The 24,128-nt window shown below is 62.0% G+C and carries 25 protein-coding genes; 19 read left to right on the top strand and 6 right to left on the bottom strand.

The annotated features are described in order from the left end of the window. The first annotated feature begins 29 nt into the window (after nt 1-29). The 5 genes from V3W40_RS11540 to V3W40_RS11520 all read left to right on the top strand — a co-directional run bounded on the left by V3W40_RS11540 (nt 30) and on the right by V3W40_RS11520 (nt 3,784). Nucleotides 30-275: a helix-turn-helix domain-containing protein gene (locus V3W40_RS11540; protein WP_027604011.1), complete on the top strand. Its 246-nt coding sequence runs from the start codon at nt 30-32 to the stop codon at nt 273-275. Further along, complete coding sequence (locus V3W40_RS11535; protein ID WP_065923879.1) at nt 268-1,503, top strand: type II toxin-antitoxin system HipA family toxin; 1,236 nt, start codon at nt 268-270, stop codon at nt 1,501-1,503. Before V3W40_RS11540 ends, V3W40_RS11535 begins: the two co-directional genes overlap by 8 nt. A gap of 83 nt (nt 1,504-1,586) precedes the next feature. Beyond that, on the top strand, nt 1,587-2,105 hold the full coding sequence (locus V3W40_RS11530) for a DUF2569 domain-containing protein (RefSeq protein ID WP_330215047.1): 519 nt from the start codon (nt 1,587-1,589) through the stop codon (nt 2,103-2,105). Between the two features lie 210 nt (nt 2,106-2,315). Continuing rightward, nucleotides 2,316-3,542: an MFS transporter gene (locus tag V3W40_RS11525; protein WP_330215046.1), complete on the top strand. Its 1,227-nt coding sequence runs from the start codon at nt 2,316-2,318 to the stop codon at nt 3,540-3,542. A gap of 80 nt (nt 3,543-3,622) precedes the next feature. Beyond that, nucleotides 3,623-3,784, top strand: a complete 162-nt coding sequence (locus V3W40_RS11520; RefSeq protein WP_065923882.1) for a DUF2986 domain-containing protein — start codon at nt 3,623-3,625, stop codon at nt 3,782-3,784. Nucleotide 3,785: 1 nt separating this feature from the next. Here the strand turns inward: V3W40_RS11520 and V3W40_RS11515 are convergent, their stop codons facing one another. Further along, nucleotides 3,786-4,997 carry a YeeE/YedE family protein gene (locus V3W40_RS11515; RefSeq protein WP_330215045.1) on the bottom strand — a complete coding sequence of 404 codons (1,212 nt, stop codon included), beginning with the start codon at nt 4,995-4,997 and terminating at the stop codon, nt 3,786-3,788. Nucleotides 4,998-5,485: 488 nt separating this feature from the next. Between V3W40_RS11515 and V3W40_RS11510 the strand changes: the two genes are divergently transcribed. The 3 genes from V3W40_RS11510 to V3W40_RS11500 are packed head-to-tail and all read left to right on the top strand — an operon-like array spanning nt 5,486 to nt 6,866. Continuing rightward, nucleotides 5,486-5,761 (top strand): metal/formaldehyde-sensitive transcriptional repressor, encoded by a 276-nt coding sequence (locus V3W40_RS11510; RefSeq protein WP_027604004.1) that lies wholly within the window; start codon nt 5,486-5,488, stop codon nt 5,759-5,761. Next, the gene (gene dmeF, locus V3W40_RS11505) at nt 5,758-6,660 is read left to right on the top strand and encodes a CDF family Co(II)/Ni(II) efflux transporter DmeF (protein WP_065923884.1); all 903 of its coding nucleotides are present in this window, start codon (nt 5,758-5,760) and stop codon (nt 6,658-6,660) included. Before V3W40_RS11510 ends, dmeF begins: the two co-directional genes overlap by 4 nt. 26 nt (nt 6,661-6,686) lie before the next feature. Then, nucleotides 6,687-6,866: a DUF1289 domain-containing protein gene (locus tag V3W40_RS11500; RefSeq protein ID WP_027604002.1), complete on the top strand. Its 180-nt coding sequence runs from the start codon at nt 6,687-6,689 to the stop codon at nt 6,864-6,866. A gap of 9 nt (nt 6,867-6,875) precedes the next feature. On the opposite strand, the gene V3W40_RS11495 is transcribed toward V3W40_RS11500, so the two are convergent. Together V3W40_RS11495 and V3W40_RS11490 are read right to left on the bottom strand one after the other, a co-directional pair. Next, entirely contained in the window at nt 6,876-7,673 is a 798-nt protein-coding gene (locus V3W40_RS11495) for a DNA/RNA non-specific endonuclease (RefSeq protein ID WP_065947627.1), read from the bottom strand. Between the two features lie 93 nt (nt 7,674-7,766). Beyond that, on the bottom strand, nt 7,767-8,984 hold the full coding sequence (locus V3W40_RS11490) for an MFS transporter (protein ID WP_330215044.1): 1,218 nt from the start codon (nt 8,982-8,984) through the stop codon (nt 7,767-7,769). 122 nt (nt 8,985-9,106) lie between these two features. Between V3W40_RS11490 and V3W40_RS11485 the strand changes: the two genes are divergently transcribed. The 4 genes from V3W40_RS11485 to V3W40_RS11470 all read left to right on the top strand — a co-directional run bounded on the left by V3W40_RS11485 (nt 9,107) and on the right by V3W40_RS11470 (nt 13,845). Continuing rightward, a complete protein-coding gene (locus V3W40_RS11485) occupies nt 9,107-9,748 on the top strand; it encodes a TetR/AcrR family transcriptional regulator (protein ID WP_065947625.1) in 642 nt (213 codons plus the stop codon). 141 nt (nt 9,749-9,889) lie between these two features. Next, nucleotides 9,890-10,411, top strand: a complete 522-nt coding sequence (locus V3W40_RS11480) for a sigma-70 family RNA polymerase sigma factor (protein ID WP_074847358.1) — start codon at nt 9,890-9,892, stop codon at nt 10,409-10,411. Beyond that, a complete protein-coding gene (locus V3W40_RS11475) occupies nt 10,408-11,358 on the top strand; it encodes a FecR family protein (RefSeq protein ID WP_065923889.1) in 951 nt (316 codons plus the stop codon). Before V3W40_RS11480 ends, V3W40_RS11475 begins: the two co-directional genes overlap by 4 nt. A 75-nt stretch (nt 11,359-11,433) precedes the next feature. Next, complete coding sequence (locus tag V3W40_RS11470; RefSeq protein WP_330215043.1) at nt 11,434-13,845, top strand: TonB-dependent siderophore receptor; 2,412 nt, start codon at nt 11,434-11,436, stop codon at nt 13,843-13,845. A gap of 27 nt (nt 13,846-13,872) precedes the next feature. On the opposite strand, the gene V3W40_RS11465 is transcribed toward V3W40_RS11470, so the two are convergent. Further along, nucleotides 13,873-14,928 carry an NAD(P)-dependent oxidoreductase gene (locus V3W40_RS11465; protein WP_330215042.1) on the bottom strand — a complete coding sequence of 352 codons (1,056 nt, stop codon included), beginning with the start codon at nt 14,926-14,928 and terminating at the stop codon, nt 13,873-13,875. A gap of 64 nt (nt 14,929-14,992) precedes the next feature. Beyond that, nucleotides 14,993-15,889, bottom strand: coding sequence for a LysR family transcriptional regulator (locus V3W40_RS11460; protein ID WP_092486238.1), 897 nt, complete (start codon nt 15,887-15,889; stop codon nt 14,993-14,995). 122 nt (nt 15,890-16,011) lie between these two features. Here V3W40_RS11460 and V3W40_RS11455 point away from each other — a divergent pair, with 122 nt between their 5' ends. The 3 genes from V3W40_RS11455 to V3W40_RS11445 all read left to right on the top strand — a co-directional run bounded on the left by V3W40_RS11455 (nt 16,012) and on the right by V3W40_RS11445 (nt 19,267). After that, entirely contained in the window at nt 16,012-16,674 is a 663-nt protein-coding gene (locus V3W40_RS11455; protein WP_092486241.1) for an RraA family protein, read from the top strand. 11 nt (nt 16,675-16,685) lie between these two features. Next, nucleotides 16,686-17,894: a pyridoxal phosphate-dependent aminotransferase gene (locus V3W40_RS11450; RefSeq protein WP_330215041.1), complete on the top strand. Its 1,209-nt coding sequence runs from the start codon at nt 16,686-16,688 to the stop codon at nt 17,892-17,894. Nucleotides 17,895-17,989: 95 nt separating this feature from the next. Continuing rightward, on the top strand, nt 17,990-19,267 hold the full coding sequence (locus V3W40_RS11445) for a cation:dicarboxylate symporter family transporter (RefSeq protein WP_330215040.1): 1,278 nt from the start codon (nt 17,990-17,992) through the stop codon (nt 19,265-19,267). Nucleotides 19,268-19,320: 53 nt separating this feature from the next. Here V3W40_RS11445 and V3W40_RS11440 read toward each other — a convergent pair whose 3' ends face one another. After that, complete coding sequence (locus V3W40_RS11440; RefSeq protein ID WP_027603994.1) at nt 19,321-19,779, bottom strand: Hsp20 family protein; 459 nt, start codon at nt 19,777-19,779, stop codon at nt 19,321-19,323. Nucleotides 19,780-20,035: 256 nt separating this feature from the next. On the opposite strand from V3W40_RS11440, the gene V3W40_RS11435 reads away from it, so the two are divergent. The 4 genes from V3W40_RS11435 to V3W40_RS11420 are packed head-to-tail and all read left to right on the top strand — an operon-like array spanning nt 20,036 to nt 24,125. Further along, complete coding sequence (locus tag V3W40_RS11435; RefSeq protein ID WP_330215039.1) at nt 20,036-20,851, top strand: ABC transporter permease; 816 nt, start codon at nt 20,036-20,038, stop codon at nt 20,849-20,851. Next, on the top strand, nt 20,841-22,109 hold the full coding sequence (locus tag V3W40_RS11430) for an ABC transporter ATP-binding protein (protein ID WP_330215038.1): 1,269 nt from the start codon (nt 20,841-20,843) through the stop codon (nt 22,107-22,109). The genes V3W40_RS11435 and V3W40_RS11430 overlap by 11 nt, the downstream gene beginning before the upstream one ends. Then, complete coding sequence (locus V3W40_RS11425) at nt 22,106-23,428, top strand: polysaccharide pyruvyl transferase family protein (protein WP_065923899.1); 1,323 nt, start codon at nt 22,106-22,108, stop codon at nt 23,426-23,428. Before V3W40_RS11430 ends, V3W40_RS11425 begins: the two co-directional genes overlap by 4 nt. Further along, nucleotides 23,421-24,125, top strand: coding sequence for a 2OG-Fe(II) oxygenase family protein (locus V3W40_RS11420; RefSeq protein WP_065947616.1), 705 nt, complete (start codon nt 23,421-23,423; stop codon nt 24,123-24,125). Before V3W40_RS11425 ends, V3W40_RS11420 begins: the two co-directional genes overlap by 8 nt. Nucleotides 24,126-24,128 lie beyond the last annotated feature (3 nt).

Raw genomic sequence — 24,128 nt, 5'->3', positions numbered from 1 at the left:
ACAAATGCATTGTATAGGATGCAAACACTGTGGACGATTTAGGTTTCCTGATCAAAAACCTGCGAAAGGCAGCTGGCCTTTCCCAAAGCCAGCTCGCACTTCGGCACGGTATGAGTCGTGCAACCATCTCCGGAATCGAGAACAACACCATCCCCGAAGTGGGAATTCGCAAGGTGGCTGCGATCCTTGAAGGGTTAGGGTACGAGTTAACCGCGACACCTAAGCGTCGACGCAAAACGCTGGATGAACTGAAAGCAGAAAACGTCCATGACTAGACCAAGCGATCGGCTGCACATCGGCACCAGCGGCGTGCCTGCCGGAATACTCGGGCGCGGCGAAGAAAACCAGCGCGATTCGGTGTTTTCGTATAACCCGGCAGTCACCGAAAAGAACGCGGTTTCCCTGACCATGCCGGTGCGCCTGGAGAGCTACATCTGGGCGTATGGCATCCATCCCCTGTTTGAGATGCATCTCCCCGAAGGCCACCTGAAAGCGGAGCTTGTGCGACGTTTCAGCAAGTCAGTGCGAGGCTTTGATGACTTCACATTGCTGGGTATCGTCGGCCCCCATCAACTGGGCCGCATCAGCGTCGCCCGAGCCACTGCGGATGAATTACTACCTGAAATAAAACTCTCCGAGCTGCTCGTGTATGACGGGGCGAAAGATCTGTTCGACGACCTGATGAAAACCTACGCAGCCTACTCAGGCGTTTCGGGCGTTCAGCCGAAGGTACTGGTGCGCAACGTTGACGATACGAATCCTGACGTTGCGCGTCTCACCCATCGTGGCGCTACGCACTTGGTGAAGGCCTTCAATGATTCAGACTTCGCGCAACTGGCCGCCAATGAGTTTTTCTGCATGCGCGCGGCATTTCATACAGGCCTTGAAGTGCCTGAATGCCAGTTGAGTCAGCAGGGTAAGTTTCTGGTGGTCAAACGGTTCGACATCGGTGAAAGCGCCTACCTTGGTTTTGAAGATATGTGCGTTTTATCCGGATGGGGGACAGATAAAAAGTACGACGGTAGCTACCAGGGTTGCGCGAAGTTGATCAAGACTTACGTCTCTCCTTCTCTTGTGACCAAGGCACTTGAGGACTTTTTTATGATGGTGGCGCTCTGCGCCGGCATACAAAATGGAGACGGGCACTTGAAGAATTTCGGCCTGCTCTATGAGAACTGCGCAGAAGACGCCGATATTTGGCTCGCGCCAGCTTACGACCTTGTGACGACCACGGTGTATCAAGTCAACGACATTATGGGTCTGTTGCTCGGCGGTTCAAAGGCTTGGCCAAAACGTAAGATGCTGGTCCAGTTCGGGCGCAGTTCGTGCAGTTTGACAGAAGCCCGTTGCAATGAATTGCTCGCCAGAGTCCACAGCGGTATGAGCCGTGCAATGGTGGAGCTTTCGGAGTATCGAAGCACCCATCCGGAGTTTGATGTTGTTGGGGAAAAGATGACCGCTGCATGGGCAACAGGGCTGGCGAGGAGTATTGAACCGGCGTGATTGTGCTTGCTTGGTATAGGGCGGTGATTCAGCAGCACGGCTGACTATTTATCGTTTTAACTTTATTGAACGGCGGAGCGAACATGCAAGAAAGTAAACCACTGAAGGGACTGGGCGGTTGGCTGATCGTGGTTGGGTTGGGCCTGTTTATAGCCTTGGCGCGTCTGGGTTATGCCCTTATCGCGGTGTATTACCCGATATTCGCAGATGGCGCGTTTAGTACCCTCACCTCATCCGGCCCGACGATGACTAACGCCCTGTGGGGCGCGATCCTGATATCAGAAACCCTCGTCAATGCAGTCTTTATCGCGGCCTTTGCCTATTTGGTTTACCTGTTCTTCTGCGAACATTATTTATTCCCCAAGGTTTATATCGTCACGCTCATTGCCTCGGCTGTTTACGTTCCACTTGATGCATGGTTCAGCTCGCTTGTTCTGGTGGATGAACCCATATTCGACTACAACACGACCAAGGAAACCGTCCGCGGATTGGTGTCCACCTCGATCTGGGTCCCCTACATACTGTTCTCCAAAAGGGTCAAGGCAACGTTTGTCCAACGCCGGCCGGTTGCGGCGCAAGCGCCTGGCCCCGTCAGCCTTTGACGCGGTGAGCATCGAGCGCCTGCCGGATGACTGGCAGGCTGCCAAAGCGATGCCGTTGAAATACGCAGTCCAACCCCGTCACATCGATAGCACTGATGATTACTATCGAACCGCTCGCCTATAGGGTGGCCAGGCCCGATTCCTATAATCGCCTCCCAATTCCTCCCCTTCGCCTGGCCTCAGGCGACATCCCCCTTGGAACCCAGCATCATGCCAAGTGCCCTCCAGGCCCCCAGCGGCCGTCCCGAACATAATCAGCAAAGCGTCAAACAGCAGTGGCTGGCAATCCTCTCGGTCGCGGTGGGCGCTTTCGCCCTGGTGACCAGTGAGTTCCTGCCGGTGGGTGTGCTCAACGACGTCGCCAGCGACCTCGGTATCAGTGCCGGCCACGCCGGCCTGATGGTGACCCTGCCCGGCATCATGGCCGCCCTCGCCGCGCCGTTTCTGTCGGTGAGCATCGGTGCCATGGACCGTCGCTACCTGCTGATCGGCCTGACGTTGATCATGATCATCGCCAACTCGGTCGTGGCCTTTGCCAGCGACTTCAACCTGCTGCTGCTCGGACGCGTATTGCTGGGCATCAGCATCGGCGGGTTCTGGGCCACGGCCATTGCCCTCAGTGGGCGCCTGGCGCCCAAGGGTGTGGACGTCGCGAAGGCCACCTCGATCATCATGATGGGCGTGACCCTGGCCACCGTGCTCGGCGTGCCCGTCGGTACCTGGCTCAGCGGCCTGATGGGCTGGCGCATGACGTTCCTGGTCACTGCGTTGCTGGGCGTGCCGGTGCTGCTGGCGCAGGTGTTCCTGCTGCCGCGGCTCACCCCGGAGAAGGCCATTCGCATCAGTGACCTGCCGGCGTTGTTTATCAACCCACAGGCGCGGATCGGGTTGATCGCGGTGCTGTTGATCGGCCTGGCGCACTTTGCGGCCTATACCTATGTCGCGCCGTTCTTCAAATACAGTTCCGGCTTCGACGGGCCGACGATTGGTTCGCTGTTGCTGCTCTTCGGCGTGGCCGGGGTGTTCGGCAATATCTTTGCCGGTTTCGCCGCCAACCGCAGCGTGCGTCACACCCTGTTGCTGGTGGCGCTGATGATCGGCACCAGCACCGCGCTGTTCCCCCACTTCGCCACCGGCATGACCGGCGCAGCGATGCTGATCGGGCTGTGGGGCTTCGCCTTCGGCGCCTTCCCGGCCTGTGCCAGTATCTGGATGTTTGTGGTGGCGCCCAAGGATGTCGAACGCGGCATGCCGCTGTTCGTGGCCTTGTTCCAAGTAATCATTGCCTTGGGCTCGTTCTTCGGTGGGCAGATCGTCGACCAGTTGGGCAGCTCGGTGCTGTTGAGCCTGGCCACGGCGCTGGTGGGCTGCGGTTTTGTCACCGTGCTGGTGCTGGGGCGCAACATCAGTAATAGCTTGGCGGCCCAGCCTGGCTAGGCCTGTGCGGCGGCTACGTGGGGAGCTGTCGCCGTTTTTAAGCTGGTATCATCCCGGCCTGTCCAACCCGGGTACAACACATGAATCGCCAGAAAAAACTGCAACAGCTGTTCAAGGCCAAAGCTAAAAAGGCCAGCGCCAAATTGGCACCGAAATCCAAGGATAAGTACATCAGCAAGGCGGAGCGGGAAAAGCTGGCGGCTGAGGCCGCCCAGGCGCCAGACATGTCCCCCGAGGGTTAACTCAGCAACCGCTCAGCGCTTCGGACCGGCGCTCACCGGCAAAGAAAAACGGCCGCAGGCGCACGCCCACGCCGTTGCCGATAAACGCCGCCACCAGCCACACCCAGCCATGCAGGCTGCCCGAGGCGATGCCGCTGAAGTACGCGCCGATGTTGCAGCCGTAGGCCAGGCGCGAGCCGTAGCCGAGCAGCAGGCCGCCGATCACTGCGGCCAGCAGCGAGCGGGCCGGGATCTTCAGGCTGGGGGCAAAGCGTCCGGCCAGGCCGGCGGCCAACAGCGCACCGAGGACGATACCGATGTCCATGACGCTGGTGATGTCTTCCCACACCGGCGCAGCCAGGGCCTTGGCGTTGCCCGGCATTTGCCAGAACGCCCAGCTGGCCACGTCCACACCCAACCCGTTTGCCACCTTGGCGCCCCACAGCGCGAAGGCCGAGGTAATCCCCCACGGCCGCCCGGCCAGCGCCAGGGTGGCGTAGTTGAGCAACGCCAAACCAATCGCGCCCCATACCAACGGCCATGGCCCACGCAGGAAGCGGCGCAGGCCTTGGTGTTCGCTGGTCACGCCTTCTTCAAGCTGGCCGTGGCGGCGCTTTTCCAGGCTCACGGTGACGGCCGCGATGAGCGCAAACATGGCCAGGCTGGCGAGCAACGCGGGCACTACGCCGAAGCTCTTGACGATGGACACCGCCGGGAACGCCGGCAATGCAAACCACCAGTCCACATGGTGGGTGGCGATCAGCGAGCCGCAGATAAAGAACAACAGCGTCACCAGCATGCGCGCATTACCGCCGCCCACCGTGAACAGCGTGCCCGAGGCACACCCGCCGCCCAACTGCATGCCGATGCCGAAAATAAACGCGCCGAACACCACCGACACCCCGGCCGGCGCCACCAGCCCGACCACCGGTTGCCCGAACAACGTGCCCGCCCCCAGCGCCGGGAAAAACAGCAGCACCGCCAGCGCGAGCATCACCATCTGCGCCCGCAGGCCAGCGCCACGGCGATCATTGATAAACACGCGCCAGGCAGAGGTGAAGCCGAAGGCAGCGTGGTAAAGGGTCAAGCCCAGCGCGGCGCCAACCACCAGCAACAGCACCTGGCGCGAACCGACGCTGTTTTGCAGGAACAGGGCGCCCAGCACCAGGATGAAAAAGGCCACCAGCGGCGCGACAGGCTTGCGCGCAGGGGTGAGGGAAAGAGAGGTGCTCATGGGGTATCTCGGTTTGATTTGAAGGGGTGATTGCGAAGGCGCGAGTATAACCTGTGGGCGTTGTCGATCTTCAGCGAGGCTGCGATAGCGATGTGTCAGGCAACGTAGATGCAAGCGATGCCACCGCCAGCGCAGCCTCGCCAGGGCTCGATAACCCATCTAAAATTCAACATAACCAATTGATTTTTAAGGATTAAAACTTAACAAAAAAGTCTTGAGTCTTGCATAAACAATTTCAGGCTGACCGAATTCCTGTGGTGAGCGGGCTTGTCCCGCGTTGGGGTGCGAAGCGCCCCTGATGAAGATGAATGTGGTGTATCAGGTACTCCTCCGCGCCTGGTTTTGGGGCTGCTGCGCAGCCCAACGCGGGACAAGCCCGCTCACCACAGGGTCCCAGTTGGCTACACAACAGCCTCTCGCTGCGGTCACCTTGTATAGGGGGTGGGGTATGACACACTCCGCCGCACTATAGGTAGGGGGGGTATACCGTGGGCCATATCGCAGCCAACAAAGACAGCCTGATAAAACGGGTCAAGCGCATCGCCGGGCAGATTCAGGCGGTGGAAAAAGCCCTGGCGTCGGACGCCGACTGCGCCAAGACCCTGCACCTGGTGGCCGCTACGCGCGGCGCCATCAACGGCTTGATGGAAGAAATCATCGAAGAACACGCCAGGGCGCACGTGGCCGATCCCTCCCTCAGCGAGGAAGAACGCAGCAAGGGCGTCGAAGAACTGCTCGAAGCCATCCGGCGCTACGCCAAATGACGCCCACGACCCACCACGCCCACGACCATGTGTTCCTCGGCGCCGCCCACGACGAGAACGCCAGGCGCACCCTGTGGGTGGTGATGCTGACGGTGGTGATGATGGTGGCGGAAATTGCCGCCGGCTACCTCACCGGCTCCATGGCCCTGCTGGCCGACGGTTTTCATATGGCGACCCATGCCGGTGCCTTGGGCATTGCCGCCGCAGCCTATGCCTATGCCAAACGCCATGCGCGCAGCCCGCGCTACAGCTTCGGCACCGGCAAGGTGGGCGACCTGGGTGGCTTCGCCTCGGCGCTGATCCTGGCGCTGGTGGCCCTGGGCATTGGCGTCGAGTCGGTGATCCGCCTGCTGAAACCCACCGAGGTGCAGTTCGGTACCGCCACCCTGATTGCCGTCGTGGGCCTGGTGGTGAATATCGTCAGTGCGCTGTTGCTGGGCCACGGTCACAGCCATGAGCACGATCACGAGCACCACCACGGCAGCGACAACAACCTCAAATCCGCCTATGTGCATGTGCTCGCCGATGCGCTGACCTCGGTCCTCGCCATCGCCGCCTTGCTGGCCGGGCGTTACCTGGGCTGGGTGTGGCTGGACCCGGTGATGGGTATCGTCGGTGCCATCGTGATCGCGCGCTGGGCCTGGAGCCTGATGGGGGTGACCGCCGGTGTGCTGTTGGATCAAACCGATGAGCACGTCGCCGCCGAGATCCGCGAGTTGGTCGAGCAACCCGGCGACGCCAGGATTACCGACCTGCACGTGTGGCGCGTGGGCCCCGACGCCCACGCAGCGATCGTGAGTGTGCTCGGCCAGGCGACCACGGATGCCGACACCCTTCGCGAGCGTCTCAAGGCGGTGCATGAAGTGAGCCACCTCACCATTGAGTTTCGTTCGGCGTAAGCCTTTACCCCCCCCCAGGTGACCCCTTGGCTAAAGACATCGAAAACCCCTGCGTATCCACCTGCCAGCTCAGCGGCGACCTGTGCGTCAGCTGTGGCCGCAGCAAGGACGAGATCCGCAAGTGGAAACGCATGAAACGCCCCGAGAAAATGGCCGCTGTGCAACGTGCAACCCAACGCTTGAAAGCGTTGAAAAAAGCCAGGTAAGCCGCTTGATCAGGAGCGCCCCACCGACCCCGATACCGGAAGGTTACCCAGCAATTTGAGCCCGGTGCTTTTCACGAAGGTGTCGTAGTCCATCGGCTTCTGGATACGCGTTTCGGCGTTGGGCAGCACGTAGGCCCAGGCGCGCTGGCTGGAGGCGTCGTACACCAGCTTGAACAGGCGCGTCGGCACCCAGATCTTGTTGGCGCCGATGGTGCTGTAGCCCGGGTCGAACAGCGGCCCGGTGAACACATACACGTCACCGCCCGCGCGCACCGCGAACTTGCGCACGTCGGCCTCGACCTTGCTCCAGATCTTGCGGTTGTTGGTGGGGTCCTGAGGCACCATGTTCGACAGCGCAAACGACTGGGCCATGGCCTTGGCATCGGGGGCATCGGCGGCCGGGGATTGATGGCCGCGATCCATGGCCGGTTGCTGGCCATGGTAGTCGCTCAACTCGGCCCGCGCGCCCTTGGGAATGCGCGGGTCCGCGTAGAAATGGTTGGTCCGTTCCTCGCCTTTGGCGTCCTTGAGCTGGCGGGCGTTGAGGCGCTCGACCACCACCAGCGGCGTCTTGCTGGTTTGCGAATACAACACGGCGAAATGGTCGGAGCACAGCGCCAGGGGTTTCATGCTGGCGGGAATGGTTGCGGTTTTGATCGGCGTCGCGCCAGGGAATACATCGGCACAGCTGTCGAACGACAACTGCCGTTCCTGAGTGGAATAAAGGTCTATCGCACCACGGGCATGCGCCCCGGCCGAAAACAGGATAAAGGCCGATAGCCCAACTGCAATGTTGCGTAGGTACATGGATTGAATCTTCGAAGGAAAGTGAAGCGGCAGGCTCCGCGTACGGAGCCAAGTGAATGATATTTCGAGGATTATGGACTAGCAGATGTCAGATTAGTGCCCGAGCGACGCCGGCTTTCCCGCACCGCGCGCGCCCGGCTTGAAACCATGGGCGCTGGCCACCCAGGCAATGGCAAACGACACGGCCACCAACAGCAGCATCGCCCACGCAAATGCGCCCACGCCCCAGGTGTCCAGCAGCACGCCACCGACCACGCCGCTGCCGGCAATCGCGCTGTTCCACGCCACCACGTTCAGCGACAGCGCCACATCCGCGCCCTCTCCCGCCGCATCCGCCAGGGCGGTTTGCAGCAAGGTCGCGGCGCCGCCGAAGCTCAGGCCCCAGACCGCCACGCCGAGGTAAATCACCTGCGGCATCGTTCCCAGTAAGCCGAACACCAGGCTGATGAGCGCAAAGCTCGCCAGGCTTGCCAGCACGGTGTTGCGCAATAACGGCTCAACCAGCCTGGCCGTGAGCCAAATCCCCGCCAACGCAGCGATCCCGAAGACCAGCAACACCAGGTCCACGCGCTCGGCCAAACCGGCCGGCGCCACGAACGGGGCAATGTAGGTGTACAGAATGTTGTGGGCCAGCATCCAACTGATCACCACCGCCAGCACGGGGCGCACGCCCGGCGTGGTCAACACCTTGCCCAGCGACAGGCGTTGATGGGCGGGCTGCGGCGCGTAGTCCGGGACTTTCACCAGCACCCAGGCGATCAGCACCAGGCTCACCGCCGACATCAGGCCGAAGGTGGTGCGCCAGCCCACCAGGCCACCGAGCCAGGTGCCCAACGGCACCCCCAACGACAGCGCAATCGGCGTGCCGACCATCGCCAGCGCCAGTGCCTTGCCCTGTTGGTGGGGCGCAACCATGCGCCGGGCGTAACCGGCCAGCAGGCTCCAGGCCAACCCCGCCGCCACCCCGGCAAAGAAGCGCGCCACCAGCGTTACGCCATAGTGGGACGACAACGCAGTGATCGAGTTGAACAGCAGGAAACCGACGATGGTCAGCAGCAGCACATTGCGCCGGCGCCAGCCACGGGTGGCGATGGTCATGGGGATCACCGCCAGCACCGAGCCCAGCGCATACGCGGTGACCATCTGCCCGGCCATCGACGGCGAAATCGCCAGGCCATCGCTGATCAACGGCAACAGGCCGGCGGGCAGGGTTTCGGTGACGATACAGATGAAGCCCGTCATCGCCAGGGCGAGCAAGGCACCGATGGGCAGGCGCTCGGAGGCGGCCGATAAAGTGAGTGAGGGGGTCACGGGAAACTCCTTGGGCAAGACATAGATACTGATCGATATAAATGTTGCGGGCGATTGGTGCGCGTTGTCAACGACTTATGTATCGACTAGTATTTATCTCGCTTTCCCACCGGAGACCTGACATGGCACAAATGGGCCGCCCCCGCACCTTCGACCGCGAACACGCCGTGGAACAGGCCATGCACCTGTTTTGGCAGCATGGCTACGACGCCACTTCCCTGGCTCAACTCAAGGCGGGCTTGGGTGGCGGGATCTCCGCGCCGAGTTTCTACGCGGCGTTCGGCTCCAAGGAGGCGTTGTTCGACGAGTGTGTGCAGCGCTACCTGGCGACCTACGCCCAGGTCACCGAATGCCTGTGGGACGACACCCTGCCCCCGCGCCAGGCCGTCGAAACCGCGCTGCGCCAGTCGGCGCGCATGCAATGCGAAGACGGGCACCCCAAAGGCTGCATGGTGGCGCTGGGCGTGATGAGTGCGCCCAGCCCGGAAAATGCGCGGGTGGCCGACGGGTTGACCCAGTCGCGCCTGCGTACGCGGGCGGGGATTGTGGCGTGCGTGGAGCGCGCGGTTCGGTTGGGCCAGTTGCCGCAACAGACCCAGCCCGCCGTGATGGCGAGTGTGTTTGACAGTTTTTTGCAGGGGGTGTCGATCTTGGCGCGGGACAACGTGCCCCATGCCACCCTCGACGCGGCGATCAGCCAGTTGCTGATGAGCTGGGATGTTGCCGCGTCAACGGTACCTCCCCGTAGCACACCTTCGAAATAACCGCCTTCCATGGGGGGGATAACCCAGCGGATGTTCAGCCCCGGCGATATAAATACGGCGCTCCCTGCGGGCCACGCTTGCTTTCGCTGATGGCACACCGCTAATCTTGCGAATAATTCTTATCCGCAGACGTATCCTTCCATGTCGGCAAGCAACCTTCCCTTGAACCAGGCTGTCCATGCGCTCTACACCGAGCACCATGGCTGGCTGTTCGGCTGGCTGCGCAAAAAGCTGGGTTGCCCCCATAACGCCGCGGATCTTTCCCACGATACGTTTGTGCGAATCCTCGCCTCCCGCGATGCCCTCGGTGGCATGCGCGAGCCCCGGGCGTTTCTCACCACAACGGCGCGCCACCTGATTATCGACCGCGCACGCCGCCGCCGGTTGGAAGAGGCCTACCTGCGGGAACTGGCGCTGACCGTCGAGATGATGGAGCAATGCCAACAGTCGCCGGAACAGATCCTCGTCACCCTGGAAGCGCTGGAGCAGATCGCCTTCGTGCTCGACGGCCTGGCCCTGAATGCGCGGCAGGCGTTCCTGCTGTACTTCCTCGAAGGCCTGCGCCAAAGCGACATCGCCAGCCGCCTGGGGATTTCCGAGCGCATGGTGCGCAAGCATTTGATGAACGCACTGATGCACTGCAACCACGCGTTGGACGTATGAGCAGCGACCTCGACCAGCAGGCCGCCAACTGGGTGATTCGCCTGAATGAAGGCAACCTCAGCGAGCGCGAGCAACAGCAATTCGAACGCTGGAAGGCCGCCGACCCACGGCACGTGGCGGCGTTTGAGCGCTTGCAGGGTTTTGTCGGGCGTTTGCAGGCGTTGCGCCCGCAACAGGCGCCGGTGCAGGCCGCGCTGGAAGCGGCACGGGTACGTCGGCGCAACCCGGCCGGCCGCGTGCTGCTGGGCCTGTTGCTGGCGTTGCCGGTGGCCCTGGCACTGCGAACCTACCCGCCCGGTTACTGGCTGGCCGACCAGCGCACCGCCCCGGCGCAATGGCAGCGGGTCGACCTGGAAGATGGCTCGCAATTGACCCTCGGCGGCAACAGCGCCGTCGACCTGACTTTCAACGGCCAGCAGCGCCAGGTGCGCTTGCTGCGTGGCGAAATCCTCGTGCAAGTGGCCCATGATGCGACGCGGCCGTTTACGGTGGTGACCGACGACGGCCAGATGCGTGCCCTCGGCACGCGCTTCACGGTCAAGCGAGAAGCACCGGGCACACTGCTGGGTATGCTCGAATCCACCGTCGCCGCCACCGACGCCAGCCGGCATGACGCCGTCCAGGTCAGCGCCGGCGAACAGGCACGCATCACCCCGGACGCGGTCACGCTGTTGGGCAAGATCGACCCACGCGCCACGGACGACGCCTGGAAACACCATCAATTGGTGGTGCAGGACCGGCCGTTACCGGAGGTACTCGACGAACTCGCGCGCCAGTACGGCGGCCACGTGCAGTTCGATCGCCAGCAGTTGGCCGACCTGCGCGTGTCCGCGGTGTTGCCGCTGGATAACCCGCGGCGCGCCCTGCAATTGATTGCCGACGGCCTGCCGGTGCGTATCCGCGCATTCAGCCCGTTGTGGTTGCAGGTCGAACGCCTGGAAAAATAGTTTCGCCTGCCGGGTTCCGCTTTTCACGCCTGCCCCGTCAAGGAAGAAAGCACCTCAATAACAGGAATTTCTTCCATGCCACGCCACCTCAAGCGTTCTCCCTTACCCCTCGCCCTGGCGATCAACCTGGCCAGCCTGGCTGCGCTGAGCTTAGGCGTGTGCAGCCCGGTGGCGGCGCAGGAGGCGGCGCGTTATGCCATTGCCGCCGGCCCCATGGGACCTGCGCTGAATCTGTTCGCCCAGCAGGCCCATGTGGCGCTGTTGTTCGACAGCACAACTGTCGCCGGCCTCAACACCACCGGCCTGCAAGGCGACTTCCCGGTGGCCCAGGGTTTTGCCCAGTTGCTGCGCGGCAGTGGCTTGCGGGCGGTGCAAGGCGCCAATGGCTACGTGCTGGTGCCGATCGACACCACAGGCTCCTTGGAACTGGGGCCCACGTCGATCACCGGACGGATCGAAGAGAGCAGCACCGATCACGTCCAGGGCTATGTCGCCACGCGCAACCTCAGCGCCACCAAGACCGACACGCCGATCATCGAAACCCCACAATCGCTGTCGGTGGTCACCAGCGACGAGATCCGCGACCGCCAATCGGAAACCCTGTCGCAGACCCTCGACCTGACCCCGGGCTTCACCAGCCAACCCACCAGCTTCAACCGCACCTCGGACCGCTTTCGCATTCGCGGCTTCGATGTGGAATCGGCCACCGGCGGTTCCCTGCGCGACGGCCTGCGCTTGCAGAACAATTCCTACGACGGCGTGCAGGAACCCTATGGCCTGGAACGTGCGGAAGTGATTCGCGGCGCGGCGTCGGTGCTATATGGCCAGCTGTCGCCGGGCGGCCTGATCAATACCGTGAGCAAGCGCCCCAGCCAGACGCCCTACCACGAGATCAACCTGCAAGCCGGGCAGAACGACCGCAAGCAACTGTCCGCGGACTTCACCGGCCCGTTGGGCGACAGCGACACCTTGAGCTACCGCCTGACCCTGCTCGATCGCAAGAGCGACACCGCCGCCGACCATATCAACAACGATAAGATCTACGTGGCCCCGGCCCTGACCTGGCGGCCCGATGACGACACTTCACTGACCCTGCTGTCGTTCTACCAGAAGACCGAAACCGGCTTCTCCGCGCCCCTGCCCTATCAGTTGACCAAAGGCGTCGGCGAAGGCCGGTTCCAGATCGGCCGCCACGACTTTATCGGCGAGCCGGACTACGACGAAATGAACGGCGAGATGTCGGCGCTGGGCTATGAGTTCGAACATCGCTTCGACGAACACACGCGCATCAGCAACAAGCTGCGTTACTACCAGTCGGATGTGACGTGGCGTTACCTGCAAGTCAACATCGCCGGCACCAACATCGGCACCGCACAAACCACCGGCCTGCTGCGGCGCCAATACAGCGACCGCCAGGAACGCTCGCGAGGCCTGGCCAGCGACACCAATATCGAGAGCAAATGGCAGTTCGGCGACTGGCAGCACACCTTCCTGCTGGGTTTCGATGGCTACGACACCAGTTACGATTCGCACAACTTCCGTGGCAACGCACCGTCGCTGAACCTGGCGACCTACAACTACGGCCAGCCGGTGGTGGTCAATAAAAACCCCGCGACCGACCGTGGCTCGCAGATCGATACTCTGCAAAAAGGCATCTACTTCCAGGACCAGATCAAGTTCGACGAACGTTGGATACTGCTGCTCGGTGGCCGTCATGATTGGGCGGACCAGCACACCGAACTGTTCCGCAATGGCGCCGACAGCGGCAAAAGCGATGAAGCCACCACCTGGCGCGCAGGCCTGGTGTACAAGGCCGACAACGGCCTGGCACCGTACATCAGCTACAGCGAATCGTTCTTCCCCGTGGCCGGCACCGACAAGGCGGGACAAAGCTTTGTGCCCACCGAAGGCAAGCAATATGAAATCGGCATCCGCTATCAACCCGAGGGCAGCGCCACCCTGCTGAGTGCAGCGGTGTATCAGTTGGAACAGCGAAACGTGCTGAGCCAGGACCGCACCGACCTCAATTTCTCGGTACAGGTCGGCGAAGTGCGCTCCCGTGGTTTCGAGCTGGAAGCCAAGACCGAAGTCACCCCCAACCTCAGCCTGATCTCGTCCTACGCCTACATCGACGCACGCATCACCAAAAGCGATATCGCCAGCGAAATCGGCCAGCGCAGCGAAGACACCCCCTACCACCAGGCCGCCCTCTGGGCCGATTACCGCCTGGCGGCGCTCGGCATCCCGCAACTGCGCATCGGCGGCGGCGCCCGCTACAAAGGCACCACCCAGGCCTCCGGCGTGCCGTCATCGATGCCCGCTTATACCCTCTACGACGCCCGCGCCAGCTACGAGATCGACCCGCATTGGGAAGTCGCGCTGAACGCCAATAACGTCACCAACAAGCGCTACACCTACTGCGAATTCGCGATTTGCCGCTATGGCGATGAGCGACAGTTGGTCAGTTCGTTGACGTATCGCTGGTAAGGCGCACCGGCAGCGGCTCGGCAATGGTCAGCCTGGGTCCGCAGCCAGGCTGAGCGCGTGGATCTTGTCGACAATCTGCCGTGAAGCCTTACGGATCGCCGTCGTCGTGCTGCCGGCGATATGCGGTGTCAGTTGGGCATTGCCGATGCCCGCCAGTGGCGAGTCAAAGCGGTCTTTTTCGTGGACAAAGGTATCGATGGCAACCGCTTTTATATGCCTGGGAAACGCGGTCATGAAGCTTGCCAACTGGGCTTCGTCGACGATGCCGCCGCGAGCGGTATTGATCAGTATCGAGCCTTGGCGCATCTGCCTGAACTGGGCAAGGCCGAACAGGCCTTGGGTCAGCGGTGTCAGCGGTACGTGGATAGACACCACGTCGGCCTCCCCCAGCAATTGCTCGAGGGTTTGCCGTCGCTCAAGCCCAAGGCTGTGCGCGACCTGCTGCGTAAAACGCTCTGAACCGCTGGCGATGACCTTGATACCGAGCGATCCCGCTTTGCGTGCGACGGCTTGGGCAATGCTGCCGGTGCCGACCAACCCGAGCGTGAGTTCACCGAATTCGCGGCCTGGCGCCAAGGTGCCCTTGGCCCAGCGACCGTTGTGCGTTTGGGCGTTGTAGTGGTCCAGGTCCCTGGATAAAAACAACGCCTGGGCGATGACATATTCGGCCACCGCCACCGCGTTGGAGCCCGGCGTGTTGAGTACGCTCACGCCACACCGTTCGGCCTCTTGCCGGTCGATATGGTTAACGCCTGTACCCGCCTGGGCGATGGCGCGCAGCGGCGTTGGCAGGGCCGGTGATGCAGCGGCGCGGATCAGCTCGCGCTCAATGGGAATATTCAGGCGCGTCTTGAACACGCTATACCCCCCGGCCTGGGTCACGGCGTCGATGAAAGCGTGCCTGTCATGGCCATTGATCTCGGTGTACCGGATGCGCTCGCCATAGTGCTCGCGGATACTGTGTTTATCGGTGAAATAGTAGAGATTCAGGGTAACGACCAGGCCCAACTCGAGAAATCGGTCGACTTCCTCGAACAGCAACGGCGGGCCGGGTGCATCCAGTATCAGGGTGGTGAATGCCATACCTGTGAGCCTCTTTAAAGGGTGTTCAACCGCACCAATACACTAGCATCGCGCCACACTTGCTCTAAAACAACAACCGCGAAAAATCGCAGCACACCTGCGCCATCCGCGCCACGTCCTGATTCAAGCCGAACTGCCGATCCACGCGATGCAACGCTACATACTGGATATTCGGCAACTCCGGCTGCGTGACCAGCGCGCGTAATGCACCGTGCTCGATCAGGTGGGACAAACACGCCTTGGGCAAATAACTCACGCCGATCCCCGACAACGCCAACCCCACCTGCACCAGCAGGTTATGGCTGGTGAGGGTGCGCGGCATCTGCACATTGTGCGCGGCCAGCCAACGCTCGTAGATCAGGCCGGTGCCCGACTGCGAACCCTGGGTCAGCACGGTGTAATCGGCCAGCACTTCCAGGCTGACTGGGTCGGGGTGCGGGATCAGGCCAGGCGCGCAGATCCAGGCGTTTTCCACGCTTTGCAGGACGGTGCTATGGAAGCGCGGGTCGCTGTAGACGTCCGGCACAATCACCAGGTCGAGTTGGTCGCTTTCCAGCTTGCGAAACAGTTCGCTGCTCAGTTCCACTGACGGTTCGATCTGCACCTTGGGGTAGGCCTGGCGCAACGCTTCCACCAGCGCCGGCAGCCAGGTCAAGGCGGTGAGTTCGGTGACGCCGAGGCGAAAACGGCGCACCAGCACCTGGCGGGCGCTGACCCGTTCGAGCAGTTGGTCGCGGCTGTTGAGCAGGTCGCGGGCATAGTCGAGCAGCTCACCGCCCTTCTCCGTCAGCCGGGCGTTGCGCTTGCTGCGGTCGAAAATCTCGACGTCGAAGGTGTCTTCCAGCTCCTGGATGCGCTTGGAGATGGCCGACTGAGACATGTTCAGCTTGTTCGCCGCCGCTTCGAAGCTGCCGAGTTCGGCGATCCAATACAGCGCATCGATTTGCTTGAAGGTGATCATGGCGGCCAATTCATGAGAAAAAGCGATGCTATCACATCATAAAATATCGCTAAAACTCTCCCGTCATCACTCCTAAGATCCGGCCATAGCCCATCGCTATCCAACAATTCTGGAGATTTGCCATGTCCTTGCCCGGTTCACGCATCCTTCCCAACGCGCCCATGGCGTCGGCCGAACTGGTCGAGGCGTTTGCCCATGTCGTCACCCCGCATATCAGCGACAACCTCGGCCGCCATATCGGCGCCCGTGGCCTGACCCGCTACAACCGCAGCGGCAAGCTGGTGGGCACGGCAATCACGGTCAAGACCCGCCCCGGTGACAACCTGCTGATCTACAAGGCCATGAGCCTGCTGCAACCCGGCCATGTGCTGGTGGTGGACGGCCAGGGCGACACCAACAACGCGGTGATCGGCGAGTTGATCAAGCTGTATGCCCAACAGCGCGGTTGCGTGGGGTTTGTGATCGACGGCGCGATTCGCGATGTCGCCAGCTTCGAGGACACCCCCTGCTACGCCCGCGCCGTGGTGCATACCGGCCCGTACAAGACCGGCCCCGGCGAAGTGAACGTGCCGGTGTCCATCGGCGGCATGGTGATCAACCCCGGCGACCTGCTGGTAGGTGATGAAGACGGCCTGGTCGCGTTCTCCCAGGCCGACGCCGCCGAAGTGCTGCGCCGTGCCGCGCAACATGCCGAGCATGAAGAAGCGGTCAAGGCAGAGATCGCCAGCGGTGCGGTGCGCCAGAGCTGGATCGACAAGGCCCTGAACAACGCTGGTCTGGCGTGAAGGAGTCCCAGATGAGCACTGCCTTTTTGTCGGACCGCGTCCTGGGCATTGCGCCCTCCCCCAGCATTGCCGCCAACGCCCTGGTCACCGAGTTGCGCGCCCAGGGCCGCGACATCGTCAACTTCACCGTGGGCGAGCCGGACTTCGACACCCCGGCGCACATTCTCGAGGCCGCCAGCCTGGCGATGCACAGCGGTGACACCCATTACACCGCCACCACCGGCACCCTCGCGCTGCGCCAGGCCATCTGCCTGAAACTGCAGCGCGACAATGATCTGGTGTATTGCCTGGACGAAGTCGTCGCCGGTTGCGGCGGCAAGCACATCATTTATCACGCCCTGGCCGCCACCTTGAATCGCGGCGATGAAGTCATCGTGCACACGCCGTATTGGGTGTCGTACCCGGACATCGCACGGCTCAACGACGCCACGCCGGTGATCATTCCCGGCGATGAAAGCCTGGGTTTCAAGCTGTCGCCCGCCGCCCTCGAAGAGGCGATCACCCCACGCACCAAATGGGTGATCCTCAACAGCCCGAACAACCCCAGCGGCGCGGTGTACAGCGAAGCCGAGCTGCTGGCCCTGGCGCAGGTGTTGCGTGGTCATCCCCATGTGCTGGTCATGGCCGATGAGATCTACGAACACTTCGTCTACGGCGACGCCCGGCATGTGCCGTTGACACGCCTGGCGCCCGACCTCAAGCCACGCACGTTGATCGTCAACGGCGCGTCCAAGGGCTATGCGATGACCGGTTGGCGCCTGGGTTTTGGTGCCGGGCCTGCGTGGCTGATCGCGGCCATTGCCAAGCTGCTGTCGCAGACCACTACCTGCCCCAGCTCAGTGAGCCAGGCCGCCGCCGTGGCTGCATTCGCCGGTGACCAGGCGCCTATTGCGGCGATGCGCGAAGAATACCGGCAGCGTCGTGCCCTGATGCTGGAGCGACTGGCGGGTATTCCAGGCCTGGGCATCATCCCGCCCGATGGCGCGTTCTATGTGTTCGCCAACGTCAGCGGCCTGATGGGCAAGCTCACCCCCCAGGGTGATCGCCTCGACAACGACACCCAACTGGTGGACTACCTGCTGCGCGACTACGGCCTGGCCACGGTCAGCGGCGCGGCCTACGGCATGTCGCCGTATGTGCGCCTGTCGTTTGCGAGTTCGCAGGAAGTGATCGAAGAAGGATGCCGCCGCCTCAAAGACGCATGCCACGACCTGCGCTGACGGCCACCCGTAACACCCGGCGACCAGCGGACGGTCGCCTTTTGACTGCCTAGAACAACAACTTAAAAATCATTGATCTCAAATGAGGCATTCCCATGCACACGCCCCGTATCGCGCTGGTCTGGCAAATCATGATCGGCTTGCTCGCCGGTATCGCCATTGGTGCCCTGCTGCACCGCTTTCCCGAGTCCCGACCGTGGCTGGTGGACAATCTCCTGCAACCGGCGGGCGATATCTTTATCAAGCTGATGAAGATGATCGTGGTGCCTATCGTGTTTGCCTGCATGGTGGTGGGCATTGCCGGCCACGGTGACGGCAAATCCCTGGGCCGTATCGGGGTCAAATCCCTGGGCTATTTTTTCTGCATCACCACCCTGGCGATCATCATCGGCCTGGTCATGGGCAACCTGCTCAAGCCCGGCGCCGGCACTGAACTGTCCAGCCTGCACGCGGCGAATATCACCCTGCCCACCAGCAACGGCGCCGGTCATAGCCTGGGGCAGATCATCGTCGGCATCATCCCCGACAACGTGATCAACGCCATGGCCCAGGGCAGCCTGTTGTCGGTGCTGTTTTTTGCGGTGATGTTCGGCCTGGGCGTGGCGCGCCTGCCCGCCGAGCGCAAGGACCCAGTGATCGCGCTGTTGCGCGGGGTCAGCGACGCGATGTTCAAGGTCACCTCGATGATCATGGCCTACTCGCCCATCGGCGTGTTCGGCATGATCGCCGTGACCGTGGCCAACTTCGGCTTCAGCTCGTTGCTGCCGTTGGCCAAGCTGATCATGGTCAGCTATGTGGCCATCGCGTTCTTTGTGCTGGTGGTGCTCAACCTGGTGGCGCGCGTGTGCGGGATTAACCTGTTCGCGCTGATGCGCCATATCAAGGATGAGCTGGTGCTGGCCTTCTCCACCGCCAGCTCGGCGGCGGTGATGCCGCAACTGATGAAAAAACTCGAAACCTACGGCGTACCCCCTTCGCTGGTGAGCTTTGTGGTGCCGGTGGGTTACTCGTTCAACCTCGACGGCGCTTCCCTGTTCCTCGGCATCGGCACCCTGTTCGTCGCGCAGTTGTACGGAATCGACCTGAGCCTGGGCGATCAGGCCTTGCTGGTGGTGACCATGGTGCTCACCTCCAAGGGGGCCGCCGGAGTACCGGGATTCATGTTCGTGATCCTCTCGGCCACCCTGGCCAGCGCGGGTTTGCCGCTGGAAGGCATCGCGTTTATCGCTGGGGTGTATCGCTTGATGGAGATGCCGACCACGGCGCTGAATGTGCTGGGCAATGCGCTGGCGCCGTTGGTGATTGCCAAGTGGGAGGGGCGTGAGGGGCGGGCCGGGCATGAGTCGAGTGGGAGAAATCTTCCCTCGCTATAATATGAACGCTACGAATAAAGGCGCTCCGAAGAGCGCCTTTATTCATTCCAGCCTTACTGCTCGCTGATGGATTTCACCTCGGCCTTGGCAGCACCGCCAATCGCAATGCGCTTAGGCTTGGCTTCCTCCGGTACCACCCTGAGCAGGTCGATGCTCAGCAACCCGTTGGCGAGTTGTGCGCCCTGCACTTCAATGTGGTCGACCAGGCGGAACGACAAACGGAACGCGCGCTGGGCGATGCCCTGGTGCAGGTAGGTGATGCCCTCATCGTGTTCGCGCTTGCCGCCGGCGACGGTCAACACGCCTTTTTCCACCTGGATCTCCAGGTCATCCTCCACCAGGCCTGCCGCCGCGATGACGATCCGGTAGTGATCTTCACCGTGCTTCTCGACGTTGTGAGGTGGGTAGGTGGTACCGGCCTCGCTGCGAAGCGCCGATTCAAAAAGGTCATTGAAGCGGTCAAAGCCGACGGAATGACGGAACAGTGGGGCCAACGAAAGAGTAGTAGCCATTGCAAAATCTCCTGAGTTTTCTCCAAGTGATTTGACACGCGACCCGTATTCGGCATCGCGTAAAACCTAAGTAGGTTCAGGGGAAAAAATTTCAAGCAGCGCCAGCAAAAAAATTTATCCGCTGCTGTGATTGCGTGCAGACAGGCTGACGCAATGAGCATCCCCCTAGGTCGAACAATCACTCAACGCCACATAGCGAAACGACAATTGTTGACTAGACTCATGGGCGCACTGCACTGGCAATGGGAATCGCTGCATGAGTGAAACAAACGCGCGGGCAGGGATGTTTTCCAGCCCGTGGCGACACAGGGAGTTGTTGTTTTCCATGGTCCAGCGGGAAGTGATTGGGCGTTATCGAGGCTCCATCATGGGGCTGTTGTGGTCGTTCCTTAACCCGCTATTCATGTTGCTGGTCTACACCTTCGTGTTCAGCGTGATGTTCAAGCTGCGCTGGCCCGCGGGCGACGGTTCGCGCACCGAGTTCGCGCTGCTGGTATTTGCCGGCCTGCTGGTGTTCAACGTGTTCGCCGAATGCGTGGGGCGTGCGCCGGGCCTGATCATCGCCAATGCCAACTACGTCAAGAAAGTCGTGTTCCCCCTCGAGATCCTGCCGTGGGTGCTGCTGGGCGCCGTGTTGTTCCATACCCTGGCCAGCCTGGTGATCTGGCTGGTCTTCCACCTGGTATTTTTCGGCTGGCCGCCCCTGACCAGTGTGTTGCTGCCCCTGGTGTTATTGCCGCTGGCGCTCTTCACACTGGGAGTCACCTGGCTATTGGCAGCGCTGGGGGTTTACCTGCGTGATGTCGGCCAGGTGGTGGGCGTGCTGACCACGGCATTGATGTTTGTCTCGGCGATTTTTTACCCGACCAGCGCATTTCCGCCAGCCTATCAGGGCATCCTTCACCTCAACCCGCTCACCCTGATGGTCGAACAGGCCCGGGACGTGCTGTTCTGGGGCGTGGTACCGGACCCTTTCACCTGGGCCTGCGGCCTGCTGGTGGCCGGGGGTATCGCCTGGCTGGGGTTCAGCTGGTTCCAGAAAACCCGCAAAGGATTTGCCGATGTGCTCTGACATCGCCGTACAAACGGCCCACCTGAGTAAGAGCTATCACATCTATGACACGCCCAGGGATCGCCTGTGGCAGCTGTTGTCTCGCGGCAAAAAGCAGTTCTATCGCGAGTTCTGGGCACTGCGGGACGTGTCGCTGCAACTGTGCAAAGGTGAAACGGTAGGGATCATTGGTCGCAACGGCAGCGGCAAATCGACGCTGCTGCAACTGATCTGCGGCACGCTCAGTGCCACCTCCGGCAGCATTGAGAGCCATGGCCGCGTGGCGGCGTTGCTGGAGCTGGGCTCGGGCTTCAATCACGATTTCACCGGGCGTGAAAACGTCTATATGAACGGTGCGGTATTGGGGCTCAGTCACGCGGAAATCGACGCCCGTTTTGCCCAGATCACCGACTTTGCCAATATTGGCGACTTCATCGACCAACCCACCAAGACCTACTCAAGCGGCATGCTGGTGCGACTGGCCTTCGCCGTCGCGGTGTGCGTGGACCCCGACATCCTGATCGTCGATGAAGCCCTGGCAGTGGGCGACGCGTCCTTCCAGTTCAAGTGCCTCAATCGGCTGGAAGCACTCACCCAGCAAGGCACGACGCTGCTGTTCGTGTCCCATGACATGGCCATGGTCAAGCGCTTTTGCAATCGAGTGATTTACCTGCGCGAAGGCCAGGTGCGTGCCAGTGGCTCTCCCGAAGAAATGGCCGAACTCTACCTGCTGGAGATGCGTGACGAACAGCGTCGCTGGGCCAGCGGCGGCGCGGTGGCGGTCGCCCCCAAGGCGTTTCTTGCCCAACAGGCAGGCATCGCCTTTGGCACCGATGAGGGGCATATCGTTGCGGCCTGCTTTACCAACACGGACAGCCTGTATTCAAGCTTTGTGTATGGCGAGACCATCCAGCTGCGTATCGAAACCCGGGTACGCGAAAGCATCGACCTGCCGACCCTCAGCGTGACGATCCAGGAGGCCCGGCTGCTGGTGATCGGCGGCGCCAACCTGCCGCTTCACCTGGAGGCAGCGCACGAGGGCTGGCGCAAGGCGACGCTCAACGTCCGCTTCCCCGCCAACCTTGCGGCGGGCAAGTACCACATCACGCTGAAACTGATGAACGGCCACCTCGAAGAAACCGCGCAGCTTATCGAGAAGCAGGTCGCGCTGCTGGCGTTCGACACCTTGCCGGGCCCCCGGGAATTCCTTGGTTTCGTCGATCTGGGAATAGAGGCCGGTCCTGCCCCTCACACGAATGAACCGGGGGTGCTGCAATGAGCCGAGAGTGGCAGGTCGGGATCTTCGGCACATTCGATGTCGCCAATTATGGCGACTTGCTGTTTCCCATCCTCGCCGAGGCGGAATTGACCCGGCGCCTGGGCACGATAACGCTGCACCGGTTTTCCTATCACGGGAAAACGCCGTCCGAATGGCCGTACGAGGTCACCTCACTGAGCCGTTTGCCGGACATCGCCGGTCAGTTGGATGGAGTATTGATCGGCGGTGGTTTCATTGTGCGTTTCGACAAGCTGGTGGCAAGCGGTTATTACCCCCCGGATGCCGCCATTCACCACCCCACCGGCTACTGGCTGACGCCCGCGCTGATCGCGCTGCAACATGGCATCCCGTTGATCTGGAATGCGCCGGGCATGCATTGCAACGACATCCCGCCGTGGGCCGCACCACTGGTGCAACTGACCCTCGAACACAGCCCGCACATCAGGGTACGCGATGCGCTGTCCCAATCGGCCCTGGCCCAACTGTCACCGACGGCCCAGGTCGAGGTGCTTCCCGACACGGCCTTTGGCCTGCCACGCCTGCTCGACCCTCAATCGCCTTCTGCCCCGTTCCTGGAGCTGTGCAGCAGCGCCGGCCTGACCCAACCCTATCTGGTGGTGCATGCGATGTGGGGGTTGAACAGCTTCCTGCAGCTGTGGCAAACCCATGCCGGGCAGTTCGAGGACGTGCAACTGCTGCTGCTGCCCATAGGGCCAGTACTGGGTGATCACGAATCCGTACTGGGCGACGGCCTTGCGCGCGCGCGTTGCCTGCCCTTCTGGCCAGAGCCCCTGCTGCTGGCAGAACTGCTCGCCCATGCCGAAGGAGTAATCGGACACAGCTACCACCTGGCGATCAGTGCATTGGCCTTTGGTGTGCCGATCTTCTGCTCGGCGGACCTGGGCACCGGCAAATACACTGCGCTGCCGAGCCATGGACGAATATTCCAATTACGCCGGGACCAGCCGATTGATCCGCAGTGGTTTCGCGCACAGCTGGGCAAGCAACCGGTGTCCCAGGTGACCGCCGACGCGATGGTACAGATCGACGCACATTGGGACCGCGTGGCCGAGTTGATCCGCGAAGGTCGCAGGCCCACGCAGCCCGCGCTCAACCGCTACTGGCAAGCCTTGCCGGGTGTTCTCGAAGACCTGCACTCACTCCTCGAAAGCCAGGCCGCCGAGCGACAACACGAACGCGAGCAACATCAACAGGCACTGGAAACGCTGTACCGCTCCAACTCGTTCAAGCTGACGGCGCCGTTGCGCCATCTGCGCCGAACCCTGAACAAATGGCTGGGAGCCCTTCGACATGATTGACCTGAGCAAACTGACGGCCCAACGCCTGCAGACCGTGCCTTTTTCCTGGGCGCAAATCGGTGCGCTCTACACCCCCGACGATGCCAAGGCGCTGGCCGAAACCTACCCGCACGACCACTTCAAGACGGTCTCCGGCTACGGCGGGGCCAAGGACTACGAATACGAGGCGCGGCAATTGATCGCCATGGGCAGCCACGAAGTGGTCAATCCACAAGCCTTGAGCCCGCAATGGCTGGCACTGGCCCACAGCCTCTGTTCGCCGCAGTACCGCCAGGCCCTCTCCGCGCTGACCGGGGTGGACGTGACCGAGGTCCCCATGGAGGCCAACCTGTTCCACTACGGCCCCGGGGCCAACCTCGGGCCGCACCCGGACCTGGACGACAAACTGGTCACGCACATTTTGTACTTCAATCAGACCTGGGACCCCGCCGATGGCGGCTGCCTGCAGATCCTCGGCTCTGCCAGGCCCACCGATATCGTCGCGCAAGTGACGCCCGAGGTCGGCAACTCGGCGATTCTGGTGCGCGCCGACAACTCCTGGCATGCGGTTTCACGGGTGGTCGAGGGTTGTCGTTCTTCCAGGCGCAGCGTGACGGTGACGTTTTACCGCCCCGGCTCTACCAGCTCGATGTGGCCGGACAACGACCCGACACCTCTGCACGCTTACGGCGAACAGCACAACACAAGGTTTTCATGAAGG

The sequence above is a fragment of the Pseudomonas sp. AM8 genome, assembly GCF_036346475.1.
Taxonomy (GTDB): domain Bacteria; phylum Pseudomonadota; class Gammaproteobacteria; order Pseudomonadales; family Pseudomonadaceae; genus Aquipseudomonas; species Aquipseudomonas marginalis.
The sequence above is the reverse complement of the archived record's forward strand: the minus strand, read 5'-3'. Positions and strand labels throughout refer to the sequence as shown.